The sequence below is a fragment of the Streptomyces javensis genome (assembly GCF_039525925.1).
GTDB lineage: Bacteria > Actinomycetota > Actinomycetes > Streptomycetales > Streptomycetaceae > Streptomyces > Streptomyces asiaticus.
Genome location: NZ_BAAAIF010000010.1, coordinates 82,887 through 96,948, shown reverse-complemented (window position 1 = coordinate 96,948; position 14,062 = coordinate 82,887). Strand labels below are relative to the sequence as shown.

The following is a 14,062-nucleotide window of genomic DNA, read 5'->3' as shown; positions in this document are numbered from 1 at the left end:
TGCCATGGTCATCGGCTGGCAGTCCCTTCGAGAGTACGGACGGGGAGGGTGGGTCCTGACAGGATCGTCAGGTCCGGCTTGACCTGGTCGCGCTCGGGCACGAACTTCACCGTGGGGTCCGGCGCGCCCGGCGCGTTGACGAAGGAGACGAAGCGCCGCAGCCGCTCCGGGTCGCCCAGGGTCTCGGCCCACTCGTCGCGGTAGCCGGTCACGTGGTCGGCCATCATCGCCTCGAGCTCGGCGCCCAGCCCGAGCGAGTCCTCGACCACCACCTCGCGGACGTGGTCCAGGCCGCCCTCGATCCGCTCCAGCCAGGCCGAGGTGCGCTCCAGCCGGTCCGCGGTGCGGATGTAGAACATCAGGAACCGGTCGATGAGCCGGATCAGCTCCTTGTCGTCCAGGTCCTGGGCGAGCAGATCGGCGTGGCGCGGGTCGGCCCCGCCGTTGCCGCCCACGTAGAGGTTCCAGCCGTTGGACGTGGCGATCACGCCAAAGTCCTTGCCGCGTGCCTCGGCGCATTCGCGGGCACAGCCGGAGACGGCCGACTTGAGCTTGTGCGGTGAGCGCAGCCCCCGGTAGCGCAGCTCCAGGTCGATGGCCATCCGGACCGAGTCCTGCACTCCGTAGCGGCACCAGGTCTGGCCCACGCACGACTTCACGGTGCGCAGCGCCTTGCCGTACGCGTGGCCCGACTCGAAACCGGCCTCCACCAGCCGCGTCCAGATCAGCGGGAGCTGGTCCACCCGGGCGCCGAAGAGATCGATCCGCTGACCTCCGGTGATCTTCGTATAGAGCCCGAAGTCCCGGGCCACCTCGCCGATCACGATCAGCTTCTCCGGCGTGATCTCCCCGCCGGGGATCCGGGGGACGATCGAATACGACCCGTTGCGCTGGAGATTGGCCAGGAAGTGGTCGTTGGTGTCCTGGAGGGCCGCCTGCTCGCCGTCCAGCACATAGCCGCTCGCGCCCAGAGTGGGGGCCAGCGAGGCGATGATCGAGGCCACGGCGGGCTTGCACACCTCACAGCCGTCGCCCTCCCGGGCCTCCGCCCGGCCGTGGCTGTCCAGCAGCTGGGCGTAGGTGGTGATGCGCAGGGTGCGGACGATCTCGTACAGCTCGGCGCGGGTGTACGCGAAGCAGCCGCACAGCCCCTTGTCCACGCTGACCCCGCTCGCCTCCAGCTCGTCGTTGACGAGCGAGGTGAGCGCCTTGACGCAACTGCCGCAGCCGGTACCCGCCTTGGTGCACTTCTTCACCTCGGGGACGGAGGCGCAGTGGTGGTCGGTGACGGCCGAACGGATCGCGCCCTTGGTGACGTTGTGGCAATTGCAGATGACCGCCTCGTCCGGCAGCGCGGAGGGGCCGAGCGCGGCGGGCGCGCCGAGCCCCGCCGGGAGGACGAGCTGCTCGGGCGCCACGGGCGGCACCGAGCCGGTGAGGGGGCGCAGCATGCCGTACGCCTCGGCGTCGCCGACCAGCACCCCGCCGAGGAGGGCGCCGTCGGCGCCCACCACGAGCTTCTTGTAGACGCCCGTACGGGAGTCGGAGTAGACGACGTCCAGACAGCCGTCGGCGGTGCCGTGGGCGTCGCCGAAGCTGGCCACGTCGACGCCGAGGAGCTTGAGCTTGGTGGAGGTGTCGGCGCCGGTGAAGCCCTCGCCGTCCGGCGTATCGGCGATCTCGCGGGCCGCCACCTCGGCCATCTCGTAGCCGGGCGCGACCAGCCCGTACACCCGGCCGTCGGCGGCCAGCGCGCACTCGCCGATCGCGTACACCGCGGGATCGCTGGTGCGGCAGGTCTCGTCCACCGCGATGCCGCCGCGCTCGCCGACGTCCAGGCCGCAGTCGCGGGCCAGTTGATCGCGGGGACGTACGCCCGCCGAGAAGATGACGAGGTCGGTGTCGATGGACGAGCCGTCGGACAGCGTCATGGCGGTGACGGCGCCGTCGCCGTCCGCCGTGATCTCCTTGCCGCCGACGCCGGTGTGCACGATCAGGCCCATGTCCTCGACCGTGCGGCGCAGCGCGGCGCCGCCGCCCTCGTCCACCTGGATGGCCATCAGGCGCGGGTTGAACTCCACGATGTGGGTGGTGAGCCCGAGCCCCTTGAGCGCGCCGGCGGCCTCGAGGCCGAGCAGCCCGCCGCCGACGACGATGCCGGACGAGCGGTTCGCGGCGTACTCCTCGATCGCGAGCAGATCCTCGATGGTCCGGTAGACGAAGCAGCCGTCGCTGTCCTTGCCGGGCACGGGCGGGACGAACGGATACGAGCCGGTGGCCAGCACGAGCGTGTCGTAGGCGACGGTCAGCCCGGACTGGGCGGTCACGGTGCGGGCGTCGCGGTCGATGACCTGGACCGGGTCGCTCAGGCGCAACTCGATACCGTGCCGCGCCATGAAGCCGTCCTCGACGAGGGAGAGCTCGTCCGGGGTGCGCCCGGAGAAGTACGAGGTCAGCTGGACGCGGTCGTAGGCGGGGCGGGGCTCCTCGCAGAACACGACGACGCGGGCGGTCTCCGTGACCTTCCGTTCGGCCAGCGCTTCGAGAAACCGCTGGCCGACCATGCCGTGGCCGATGAGCACGATGGTGGGGGCGGTGTTTGTGGCGTTTTCGGCGTGCGCGGCGTTTTCGGCGGTTCGGGAGTTCGATGCGCTCATCGTCATCGTCAGGACCCTCCATCGTTGGTCAACAGGTGGAGCAGGGGGGCGGCGGGGAGCGGCTCGTCGCTCTCCCAGGTGCGGGCGAGCGCGCCGACGGTGCCGAGATCGCCGAGAAGAATGCCCCCGAGCAGGCGGTCACCACGGACCACGACTTTGCGGTACGTGTTGCGGGTGGCGTCGGTGAGGTGGATGACGTCGTCGCCGGGGGCGGGGGTGGGGTTGCCGAAGGCGGCGAGGTCGAGGGGGCCGGGGGTCGACGCTGAGGTGAGCGTCAGCCGGGTGAGCGTACGGGTGCCGTGGTACCGGGGCAGGGTCTCGCCGCCGGGTGCGGCGTCCGTGTGCCGGGTCGGGGTTTCGTCGCCGGGTGCGGCCCGGTGGCCGGTTTGTACCCACGCAGCGTGGTCGGCGGGTGCGGCGTCCGTGTGCCGGGTCGGGGTTTCGTCGCCGGGTGCGGCCCGGTGGCCGGTTTGTGCCCACCCGTCCCTCGCCCAGCTACCGCTGGGAGGTGCCCCCTCCGCGGGACGATTGCCCACAAACCGGTCCCCAGGTGCGGCCTCCGGGGCGGGGGCCTGGGTGGGTTTGAGGGCGGGGCCCTCGTGGGGGTCTAGGGGGCGGAGCCCCATAGTTTCGGGGAGCAGCAGGCGCGCCAGCACGTCCGCCTGCTCCTGCGCCGCGCCCGCCAAGCCGTAGACGACCCCCGCATGCTCCGCGCAGTCCCCGACCGCGAACACCCGCGGATCACTCGTCCGCAGCTCGTCGTCGATCACGACCCCCCGCGCCACCTCCAGCCCAGCGGCCCGCGCCAGCCCGACCCGTGGCCGGACTCCGCACGCCAGCACGACCAGGTCCGCCTCCAGGGCGTATCCGTCGGCCAGTTCGACGGCCCGCACCGAGCGACCACCGTTCACCGCGCGCGTGCGCAGGCCGCGGACGCGGCACTCCGTGTGGACCTCCACGCCCAGCGAAGCCATGTGCCGCCGCAGCACCCCCGACGCGCCCGGGTCCAGCTGGCGCTCCATCAGGTGCTCGCCCTGGTGCGCCAGGACCACCTGGGCGCCGCGCTGGGCCAGCGCACGCGCGGCGGAGACGCCGAGGAGCCCGCCGCCGATGACGACGGCCCGCGCCCCGGGGCGTACGGCGGTGCCGAGGGCCAGGCAGTCGTCCATGGTGCGGAAGGCGTGGACGCCGTCCGGAAGCTCGTGGGCGTCCGGTTCGAACAGGCCGCGCAGCGGCGGCAGCACCGGGTTGGAGCCGGTGGCCAGCACCAGCGCGTCGTACGGCACGCGGCGGCCGTCGTCGCACACCACCTCGGCCGTGGGGCGGTCGAGGCGCACCACCCGCACCCCGCCGAGCCGCCGCACCCCGGCGGCGGGGGCGGGGAGCGCGATGACCTCCGGCGGGTACCGCCCGGCGAGCACCTCGGCGAGCAGCACCCGGTTGTACGCGGGGTGCGGCTCCTCGCCGATGATCGTTACCTCGACCGAACCCGAACCCGAACCCGAACCCGAACCCGAACCCGAACCCGAACCCGCACCCGCACCCGCACCCGCGCCCACGGCAAGCTGCTGCGCCAGCCTCGTGCCCGCCATGCCGCCGCCGACGATCACCACGCGGCGGTGGTGCGGGCTCGTCGGCTCCCTGTACGACTCCATGCCAGAAAGCCTGCGGGGTGCCTGTTACCCGGCCGCATCCCCGCCGTTTCCCGTAGGCAACGCTGCCCTCAGCGCGCCCCCTCAGCCGCTGTGAGCGCCCCCGGGCACCCCGGTCACCCCGCGCGCCCCAGCCGGATGGGCAGCAGCCGCGGGCTGTTGCCGACGAAGCTGGGGTGGGGGACCAGCTCCTCGTCGGGGACCGCCAGATCCAGCGCGGGGAAGCGGGTGAAGAGGGCCTCGAGGGCGATCACGGCCTCCATGCGGGCCAGCGGCGCGCCCAGACAGAAGTGGGCGCCGTGGCCGAAGGACAGATGGCGCGCGCCCCGGGTGACGTCGAAGCGGCCGGCGTCCGGGCCGTACGCCCGCTCGTCGCGCCCGGCGGCGGTGTACGAGATGAGCACGGGCGCGCCCTTCGGGATGACCGCGTCCCCGACCGGGAGGTCCCTCGTGGTGTAGCGGAACGGGAAGAAGGACACCGGGCTGTCGTACCGCAGCGTCTCCTCGACCACATCGGCCCAGCTCGCGGCCCCGGACCGGACCAGCTCCAGCTGATCGCGGTGGTTGCACAGCGCCCGTACCGCGTTGGTGATCAGATTGAGCGTGGTCTCGTGCCCGGCGATGATCGTCAGCATCAGCGTGCCGATCAGCTCCTCCTCGCTGAGCCGGTCGCCGTCCTCCTCACGGGCCGCGATCAGCGCGCTGGTCAGATCGTCCCCGGGGTCCTTCAGCCGGGCGGCGGCCACCTGGCCGAGGATCGCCACCATCTCGCGGTTGGCGGCCGGGACCCGCTCGGGCGAGGTCTGGGTGGAGACGATCTCGTTGGACAGCTCGTGCAGCCGGTCCTGGTAGTGGTCGTCCACGCCCAGCAGCTGGCAGATCACGCTCATCGGCAGCGGCAGCGCGAAGTGGCGGCGCAGATCGGCCACCCCGTCCGGATCGGCCGCGGCGGCCTCGCCCAGCCGCTCCAGCAACGTGCCGGTCAGCTCGTGGACCACCGGGCGCAGCGCCTCCACCCGGCGCGGGGTGAACGCCCGGGTCACCAGGGACCGCAGCCGCTTGTGGTCCTCGCCATCCGCCGTGATCATGCCGCGCACGGTGGCGAAGGTCCGCATCGGCCAGCCGGGCGGGAGCTCGTCGTTCTGGAGCGCGGCGAAGTGGCAGGCGTTCTTGGCCACGTCGGGGTGGGTGACGAAGTCCTTCAGCTCCTCGTGCCGGGTGATGGCGTACGCCGGTACGTCGCCGGGCAGCAGGACCGGGACCGCGGCCCCGCGGGCGCGCAGCTCTTCGTTCACCGCGTGCTGGCGCGCCCCGGTGGGGTCCAGGCGGTGCGGTGCGGCGGGGTCGGCGTGCGGCACGGGGCATCGGCCGTCGGTCATCTGCGGTCTCCTGCGGGGGAGTCGGGGGCGGGGCCGGTCAGTCGGGGGTCGGGGCCGCCGAGCCCGGGGCCCGGGCCGGACCCGGACCCGGACCCGGACCCGAACTCGAACTCGAAGCCGCGGCATCGGCGGCGAGCTGCGGCGCGGAGAACCGCACCGGCAGCTTGGCCAGGCCCTTGGACCACGGCGAGGTGATCCACGGAAGCTGCTCCTCCGGCACCGCGATCTCCATGTCGGGCAGCCGGTGGCGCAGGGTGTCCACGGCGGTACGGGTGATCAGCCGGGCCGGATCCCGTGCCGGGCAGCCGTGCGGACCCGCCCCGAAGGCGAGGTACGATCGGTTGCCGACCACCGGACGCCCGTCCTCGGGCAGCACCTCCGGGTCCGCGTTGGCGCCCGCGAGGCCCAGGATGAGCATGTCCCCGGCGCGGATGTCCTGGCCGCCGAAGCGCAGGTCGCGGGTGGCGTAGCGGCCGGGGAAGTTCTGGGTGGGCGGCTGGCGCCACAGCACCAGGTCCAGCGCGTCGTCCACGGTGAGGTGGCCACGGGCCAGCGAGGAGCGGAACGCGGGGTCGGTGAGCAGGATCTGGAGCGTGGAGGCGATCCAGTTCACGGTGGTGTTGTTGCCCGCGACGATGATCACCACAAGGTTGTGCAGCACCTCCTCGTCGCTCAGCCCGACGGGGTGCTCCAGCAGCCAGGACGTCAGATCCGCGCCCGGCCGCCGCTTCTTCCCGGCGATCAGCTGGAGCAGGATCTGGCCCATCCGCTTGTTGGCGCCGGTCGCGGCCACGGTCGGGGCGACGATCGTGGTGAGCGTCTCGACCAGCCGCGCCCCGTTCTCCTCGTCGAGGCCCAGCAGTTCGGTGACGACCTGGAGCGGCAGGAGGCGCGCGTACTGCTCGACCAGATCCGCCGCGTGCTGGTCGGCGAACCCGGCGACCAGCCGCTCCGCGGTGGCCCGCACCCTGCGGATCAGCTCATGGCCGTTGACCCGCCCCAGCGCGTCGGCCACCGCCGAGCGCATCCGGCGGTGCGCCGCGCCGTCGGCGAACAGCAGCGCCGGGCGCCAGCCCACCAGCGGCATCAGCGGCGAGTCGGCCGCCACCCGGCCCTCGCGCAGCGGGGTCCAGCGGCGCGGGTCATGCGAGAAGTACTGCTCGTCGCGGGTGAGATGGAGCAGCTCACGGTGGCCGATGACCAGCCATGCCTCGACCCGGGGCGCGATCTCCACCGGGACCACCGGACCGTGGTCGCGCCGCATCCGCTCGTACAGGTCGGTGAGCGGACCGTCGAGCGCGGTCCCGTACAGCGGCACCCGGGAGGCGGCCCTGGCGGTCATGACGCCTCCGTGAGCGTCTCGATCAGATGCGAGACGAGCGAGATCAGCGCCTGCACCGAGGACTTGTGCTCCCGGGCGTCACAGATGACCAGGGGGGTGTGCGGAAGCAGATCGAGCGCGGAGCGCAGATCGTCCTCGTTGTGCGGAGTGCTGTCCGGGAAGGCGTTGACGGCGACGGAGAACGGCACATCCAGGTCCTCCAGATGCCCGATCGCGTCGAAGGACGCCTCCAGATCGCGGGTGTCGACCAGTGCGAGCGCGCCCAGCGCACCCCGCGCCAGGTCCTTCCAGGCGGGGAGGAACCGCTGCTGGCCGGGGGTGCCGAAGAGGTACAGCACCAGCTCGCCGCCCAGGGTGATCCGCCCGAAGTCCAGCGCGACGGTCGTCGTGGTCTTCGACGGCCGCACCTTGGTGTCGAGCCGCGCCCCGGCCTGGCTCATCGTCGCCTCGGTGGAGAGCGGCTTGATCTCCGACACCGTGCCGATCAGCGTGGTCTTGCCGACGCCCATCGGGCCGACCACCAGGATCTTGGCCGCCCCGGCCACGCTGGACTCCACGTACATGACGGGGGTGTCGTCCATGTCATCCATGTCGTCCGTATCGCCCGTCTCGTCCGTATCGCCTGTCTCGTTGGTGTGGTCTGTGCGGGTCATGCGGTCCGCGTGGCCCGGGTGGGCCGTGCGGTGGTCGGTCCTGGTTGTGCCGTCCGTACCGGCCATCGAGATCTCAGAGCTTGCTCTCAAGCCCATCGAGCACCTTCCTCAGCAAGTCCAAATCGGCACGTTTTCGCTTGACCACCCGGATCGGCGGACGCGCCACGATGTGCCCCCAGTCGATGAGATCCGCGAGCAGCACCTGCACCACGGCCGGCGGCTGACCGAGGTGGGCGGCGACCTCCGCCACCGAAAGCAGCCCCTGGCAGAAGTCGGCGATTCGCCGGTACTCGGGCTGGAGATGCGGCGGCAGCGCGCTCCCGGACGCCACGACGAGCGTTTCCAGCGGCAGAGCATCCCGTGAGGAACCGGCACGCCCCCTTGTGATCACATAGGGGCGCACCGCGGCCGTGGTGCGTTCCTCACCGGGTCGGCTCATGACGTCGGGCGGCCCATCGGCTCCCGCGGCTGGCTGCTCAGATGGGCACCGATCTTCGCGACCAGTAACTGCATCTGCTGAGCGACCAGGCCGACATCCGCCTCCGTGTCGGTGGCCACCCCGAGCGAGGCGCCCTGACCGGCCGAGGTGAACAGCACGAAGCCGCTGTCGGACTCGATCATCAGCTGCCGCACCCCGGCCTCGTCGCCGAACAGCAGCGACACCGTGGACTGGCTGGTGACCGTCAGCGCGGCACAGGCGGCGGCCAGCGACTCGGCCTCGGCCACCCCGAGCCGGGACACCTCGCCGGTCAGCCCCTCCGCGGAGTCGTGGCCCATGCGCAGACCGTCCTCCGAGACGACGACGGCATGCCGCACCCCGGGGATCCCGGTCAGCGGACGCAGCATCCATCCAACGTCGGGCAACCTGGATATGGTTCCGGCCACTACCGGCCTCCCTCTCGGTCTTCTCGGTCCGGACTCGGCTCATCCTCGGGCGGTGCGGCCTCCGCCTGGGGCGGTGCGGCCTCCGCTTCCGCGCGTCCGCGGCGGGTGCCGGAGACGACGCTGGTGATGGAGGCGCGGGCGGCCTCGGGTGTCCAGGGGGCCGCCGCGGGCGGTGGGGTGGGTGCGGCGCGGGCCGGGGCGGTGGTGAGGTCGACCGCGTCGGCCGCGTCCATCGCGTCGGTCCCATCGGTCCCATCGGCACCATCGACCACGTCGGTGGTGGAGGCCCGGGACGCCGGGGCGGCCCCGGAGGCCGGGCGGCGGCGGTTGCGGCGCCGGGGCAGCCCGGTGCCGAGGGGCGCGGAGGTGCCGGGCGCGTCGGGGATGTCGGGGATGTCGGGGATGTCGTCCACGGACACGCCGTTCAGCAGGCGGCCCCCGGCGGGATCCGCGGCGGCCGGGCCGAGCCCCGCGCCGCCCGCGTCCTGGTTCACCTTGCCGACGACCACGGGCTCCACGACCACCGGCCGGTGGTCCGCCGCCCGTACGGCGCTCGTCTGCTCGGTCAGCAGCCGGTGCGGTACGAAGACCACCACCCGCGTGCCGCCGTACGCCGACGCGGTGGACAGCTCGACGCCGAAGCCCAGCTCGCGCGACCAGCGCCCCACACAGGCGAGCCCCAGCCGGGGCACCGCGCCCAGCTGGGCCAGGTCGAGACCGTCCCGCAGCTGGCCCACGGCCTTCTCCAGCACGTCCGGCGGCATCCCGAGCCCCGCGTCGTCGATCTCGATGACCGCGCCCGCCGCGACCTCGCGGATGGTGACCGCGACCTGGGTGCGGGAGGGGGAGAAGACGGTGGCGTTCTCCAGGAGTTCGGCCACCGCGTGCATCAGGCCCTCGACGGCGGGGGCGACCGCGTAGAGGGTCTGACCGCCGTGGACGTCCACCCGGCCGAACTCCACGATGCGCGACTGCGCGCCCCGCACACAGTCGAAGAGCGACACCGGCCGGGTCTCCCGCCGGGCGGGCCAGATCCCGCACATCACCAGCAGCGTCTGGGCCTTACGGGTCATCTGGGCGGCGGCGTGGTCCGCCTTCATGATCTCGCCCATCAGCCCGGCGTCCTCGACATACTGCTCCAGGCCGTCGAGAACCTGCTGCTGCACCATCGACATGGCGTGCATATTGCGGGCCACGGATTCGAACGACGCCTGGACGGAGTCGCGCAGGATCCGCTCCCGGCGCGCCGCCTCGTCCAGATCGGTCTGTACGGCGGCCAGCCGGGCGACCTCCTCGCCACGCTCGGCCGCCAGCGCCCGCTCCTCGGCCGCTTTGGCTCGTTCCCGCTCGGAAACGGCTCGTTCTCGCTCGGTCGCCCCACGCGCGTCCGCGAGCGCGCGGCGAAGTCTGACCACCCAGGTGAGGCACAGTGATAACACCAGTACCAGCACCGCGGACGCGGCCAGCACGACGGCCCCCGTCCCCGACAGCACCTTTGACACCTCCATCTGGGACACGGCCAAGAAAGGGCAGATACTACTGACCAACTGATCAGTCTGGTCCGGTAGTTGCCAAACTCTCACGACTGGGCGGCCCTGTCCGCACCGGGGTCGGGGTTCGGCTACGCCGCCCGGGGCAGGCGCAACAGCAGGCGGGCCCCGCCCCGCGGGCTGGTGAGCACCGTAAGAGTGCCGCCGTGGGCGTGAGCGATGTCATTGGCGATGGCGAGGCCGAGACCGGTGCCGCCGTCCTGGCGGGCCCGGGCGTCATCCAACCGGGTGAACCGCTCGAAAACGCGCTCGCGGTCGCTTTCGGGGATGCCGGGGCCGTCGTCGTCCACGGCCAGTTCGACCATGCCGCCGCGGGCCGCCACGCTGATCGAGACGGTGGTACGGGTGTGGCGGCGGGCGTTGTCGGCGAGGTTGGTGAGCAGCCGGGACAGCTGCACCCGGCTGCCCGTCACGACGGCGGTCCGCTCCTGACCCCCGGCCTTGGTGAGGTGGCCCGCGGTCTTCGTGAGGTGGCCCCCGGCCGTCGTGGGCTGATCCATCGTCAGCGCGTCCGGGTGGCGCCGTACCTCCTCGGCCGCCAGCGCGCCGAGGTCCACCGCCGACTTGGGCGGCGCCTCCTGCGCGTCGAGCCGGGCGAGCAGCAGCAGATCGGAGGCGACGGCCTGGAGCCGGTCGGTGTCCCGCAGCGCCTTGTGCACGGCGGCCGGCCAGTCGGTGCGCGACGGGCGGGTCAGGACCAGCTCGAGCTGGGCGCGTACGGCCGTGATGGGGCTGCGCAGCTCGTGCGAGGCGTCGGCCACGAACTGCCGCTGCCGGGTCATGGCCCGGTGCAGCCGGTCCAGCGTGGCGTTCATGGTCCGGGCCAGCCGGTGGATCTCGTCCCGCGCCCGGGGCACTGGCACCCGGCGGTGCAGATCGCGCTCGGTGATCTCGGTGAACTCCCGCCGCATCGCGGCGACCGGGCGCAGCGCGCGGCCCACCAGCAGCCAGGTGAGCCCCGCCACGAACAGCACCAGACCGGCGGCCGCGGGCGCGACCTGGCGCAGCAGCAGCCCGGTGGCGCTGTCGAGGGAGGTGGTCGAGGGGCTCACCGTCACGCTGTACGGCTGCCCGGCCTCGACCGGCTCGGTGGGCTCGACGGGGAGCGCCGGGAGCCCGGTCGACCCCTGCGAGGCGGCATCCGCCGGGGCAGTGGGGGTGACTGTCCGGCCGGAGGCGTCCCTGATCGTCACCGCGCCGGGGGCGGCGACGATGTACGCCCGCTGCGGCATGGCCCGGGTCTTCCCCAGCTGGCCCTTGATCGCCACGGCGGCCTTCCTGGCGTCCAGGTCGGCGCTGGCACGGAGGTTGTGCTGGAGGGCGAGCACCAGCGCCAGCATGCACAGCGCGATCGCGAAGGCCACGGTCCCCGCGGCCGCCAGCACGGCCTTGGCGCGCACGCTCAACCCGGAGGTCAGGCGGGGGCGGTGGGTCCGCGTGCCCCGCGGCTCCCGCTGCCCGTGCGCCATGTGCTCCGCGTCCGCGACACGTTCCGTGCCCGCTGTGTGCTGCCCCACTGATTCACCCTCCGTCGCGGGCCAGCAGATAGCCCGCGCCCCGTATCGTGCGGATCGACCGCCGTCCGTACGGCACATCGATCTTCCGGCGCAGACTGCGGATGTAGACCTCGACCAGATTGGCCCCGCCGTCGTACGCGGCGTCCCACACGCTCTGCACGATCTCGGACTTGGAGACCACCTGCCCGGCGCGCCGGGCGAGGTACTCCAGCACGGCGAACTCCTTGGCCGTGAGCGTGACCTCGTTCGTCCCGCGCGCGCAGGCCAGCGCCGCGGGCTCCAGCCGCAGATCGCCCAGCTCCAGCACCTCGGGCCGGTCCAGCCCGCCGCGCCGCACCAGGGCGCGCACCCGGGCGATCAGGACGACGAAGGAGAACGGCTTGGTCAGATAGTCGTCCGCGCCCACGTCCAGCCCATCGGCCTCGTCGTACTCGCCGTCCTTGGCGGTGAGCATCAGGATGGGCGTCCAGTCGCCCTCTTCGCGCAGCCGCGAGCACAGCTGATAGCCGGAGCACCCGGGGAGCATCACATCCAGCACGATCGCCGCGTACTCGCCGGACCGGGCGAGCGCCAGGCCGCTCAGCCCGTCGGCCGCCGTCTCGATGGTGAAACCCTCCTGCTCCAGGCCCTCGGTGAGCAGCTCGCGGAGCCGGGCGTCATCTTCCACCACCAGTATGCGCACGCGGTCAGGATGGCACGGGCAAGCTGAGGCCCCGCTGAAACCGGCACCGGATTCAGCGGGGCCTCAGGTGCTTCAGCGAGGACTCAGCATCGGTGCGCGACGGTGAGTGCGCCGACGGATCAAGGGTTCATCGGCAGCCAGTGCGACCCCCTGAGTGAAGGAGAGCTGTGCCCATGTCTCGTACCCTGCCCCGTTCCACGGCCGCGAAGCGGCGCGGTGTCGTGCTCGCCGTGGCGGCGGGCGCCCTGGCGCTGGGGGCCGCGGCCCCCGCCTCGGCCTCGGCCTCCCAGTCCGCCTCGGCGTCGGCCTCGGCCGCCAAGGGCAAGACGTCCCACGGTCCGGCCCTCTGTGTGATCCGGGCCGACGACGACAGCGCCACGCCGACCGCGCCGACCAAGCCGGGCAAGGTGGTTGACCATGCCAAGACGGTCAAGCTGACCGAGGCGGGCAGGGTCACCGGCAAGGCGGCAGGTAAGAAGGCCGCCGCGATAGCGAAGGACCGCTCCCACGGGCGCGACGACACCTGCGTCGCCATCCCCGCCTTCCCGACCCACCCTGGGAAGACCTGCGAGGTCGTGGTGATCAAGCGCGGCTCCGGGAACTCGGACTCCGGCCCCGCCCTCCCCACGAAGCCGGGCAAGCCCGCCACGCCCGCCAAGCCGGGCAAGCCCACCACGCCCACCAAGCCGGGCAAGCCCGCCACGCCCGCCAAGCCGGGTAAGCCGGGGAAGCCGGGCAAGGTCTGCGTGATCGTCCTGCCCAAGGACGGGCACCGGGCCACCAAGTCGGCCGCGGACGCGAAGACCACGGCGGTCGAGGCGACCCGCGCGACCCGCTCCTGACCCACCGGCCGGCCAAGTGGGGGGCCGGCCGTCAAACGGCCCGGCGCGCACGGCGCGCCGGGCCTTTCCGCGCGCCGTGAGACCTTGTCGGGGCCCGGGAAGCGTACGACGAGCGAAGGTGTTCACACGGCATGTCGATCATTCACAAGACCACGATGAGCCCGACCAAGTTGGAGCTCCTCACCCCGTGGCTGCCCCAGCAGCCGTGGTACGCCGCCGCGCGGCGCCCGCCGGAGCTGTCCAGGGTCGGCGGCTTCCGGCTCGACGACCCGGAGGGCGAGGTGGGGATCGAGTTCATGGTGGTCCGGGACGACGCCGGTGACCGGCCCGCCTGGTACCACGTACCGATGACCTACCGCGCGGCGCCGCTCGACGGAGCCGAGCGGGCCCTCATCGGCACGACCGAGCACGGGGTGCTGGGGCAGCGGTGGATCTACGACGGGCCGCATGACCCGGTGCTGGTGGCCCAGTTGATCGCGCTCCTCCAGGGCCGCGCCGAACCGCAGGCGCAGAGCCAATCCCACACCCCCGACCCGTCCGTCACCGCCGAGGTGACTGGATCCGGGCTCGACGTCCCGGCCGGGGCCGCAGGGGCTCCGGCCGTCGCGAACGGGCCGGACGGCACCCGTCTGCTGCTGGGTGACGGGGGTCCCGTCCTCCGGGTGACGCGCGTTCTGCGCCCGGAGCCCGGTGCGGAATCTGGTGCGGAATCCGGTGTGGAGTCCGGTCCGGAGTCCACCGGGGCCCGGGGCCATGTCAGCGCGGGCTGGCGGCTGTCGGAGGGCGGCGAGGCCCGCGGCCGGTACGTCGTGCTGTACGACGGCGACACGGTGTCCTGACGCCCCGAACACCCCTCACCGCAACCGATAGGTCCAATGAATTGACGGACGGGAGGCAAAGCAA

12 protein-coding genes are annotated in these 14,062 nt (G+C 72.7%); 2 read left to right on the top strand and 10 right to left on the bottom strand.

The genetic code is table 11. The features are described from left to right. Positions 1-8: 8 nt before the first annotated feature. The 10 genes from nirB to ABD329_RS12235 form a co-directional block, all read right to left on the bottom strand. On the bottom strand, positions 9-2,564 hold the full coding sequence (nirB, locus tag ABD329_RS12280) for a nitrite reductase large subunit NirB (RefSeq protein ID WP_246618932.1): 2,556 nt from the start codon (positions 2,562-2,564) through the stop codon (positions 9-11). A 101-nt stretch (positions 2,565-2,665) separates the two neighbouring features. Further along, complete coding sequence (locus tag ABD329_RS12275) at positions 2,666-4,270, bottom strand: NAD(P)/FAD-dependent oxidoreductase (protein ID WP_425574323.1); 1,605 nt, start codon at positions 4,268-4,270, stop codon at positions 2,666-2,668. A 155-nt stretch (positions 4,271-4,425) separates the two neighbouring features. Continuing rightward, positions 4,426-5,688 carry a cytochrome P450 family protein gene (locus ABD329_RS12270; protein ID WP_344316342.1) on the bottom strand — a complete coding sequence of 421 codons (1,263 nt, stop codon included), beginning with the start codon at positions 5,686-5,688 and terminating at the stop codon, positions 4,426-4,428. Between the two features lie 37 nt (positions 5,689-5,725). Further along, positions 5,726-7,030, bottom strand: coding sequence for a cytochrome P450 (locus ABD329_RS12265; RefSeq protein ID WP_344316340.1), 1,305 nt, complete (start codon positions 7,028-7,030; stop codon positions 5,726-5,728). Further along, positions 7,027-7,749 (bottom strand): GTP-binding protein, encoded by a 723-nt coding sequence (locus ABD329_RS12260; RefSeq protein ID WP_425574322.1) that lies wholly within the window; start codon positions 7,747-7,749, stop codon positions 7,027-7,029. Before ABD329_RS12260 ends, ABD329_RS12265 begins: the two co-directional genes overlap by 4 nt. A gap of 7 nt (positions 7,750-7,756) precedes the next feature. Next, positions 7,757-8,122, bottom strand: a complete 366-nt coding sequence (locus tag ABD329_RS12255) for a DUF742 domain-containing protein (protein ID WP_037946190.1) — start codon at positions 8,120-8,122, stop codon at positions 7,757-7,759. Further along, a complete protein-coding gene (locus ABD329_RS12250; RefSeq protein WP_121824213.1) occupies positions 8,119-8,568 on the bottom strand; it encodes a roadblock/LC7 domain-containing protein in 450 nt (149 codons plus the stop codon). The genes ABD329_RS12255 and ABD329_RS12250 overlap by 4 nt, the downstream gene beginning before the upstream one ends. Next, positions 8,568-10,076 carry an ATP-binding protein gene (locus ABD329_RS12245; RefSeq protein WP_344316338.1) on the bottom strand — a complete coding sequence of 503 codons (1,509 nt, stop codon included), beginning with the start codon at positions 10,074-10,076 and terminating at the stop codon, positions 8,568-8,570. The genes ABD329_RS12250 and ABD329_RS12245 overlap by 1 nt, the downstream gene beginning before the upstream one ends. A 113-nt stretch (positions 10,077-10,189) precedes the next feature. Then, complete coding sequence (locus ABD329_RS12240; RefSeq protein WP_309142914.1) at positions 10,190-11,635, bottom strand: sensor histidine kinase; 1,446 nt, start codon at positions 11,633-11,635, stop codon at positions 10,190-10,192. A 4-nt stretch (positions 11,636-11,639) separates the two neighbouring features. Further along, positions 11,640-12,317, bottom strand: coding sequence for a response regulator transcription factor (locus tag ABD329_RS12235; protein WP_198281125.1), 678 nt, complete (start codon positions 12,315-12,317; stop codon positions 11,640-11,642). A 173-nt stretch (positions 12,318-12,490) separates the two neighbouring features. Between ABD329_RS12235 and ABD329_RS12230 the strand changes: the two genes are divergently transcribed. Further along, positions 12,491-13,159, top strand: coding sequence for a hypothetical protein (locus ABD329_RS12230; RefSeq protein ID WP_214665594.1), 669 nt, complete (start codon positions 12,491-12,493; stop codon positions 13,157-13,159). A gap of 131 nt (positions 13,160-13,290) precedes the next feature. Further along, positions 13,291-13,998 (top strand): maltokinase N-terminal cap-like domain-containing protein, encoded by a 708-nt coding sequence (locus ABD329_RS12225; protein WP_198281127.1) that lies wholly within the window; start codon positions 13,291-13,293, stop codon positions 13,996-13,998. Positions 13,999-14,062: the final 64 nt, after the last annotated feature.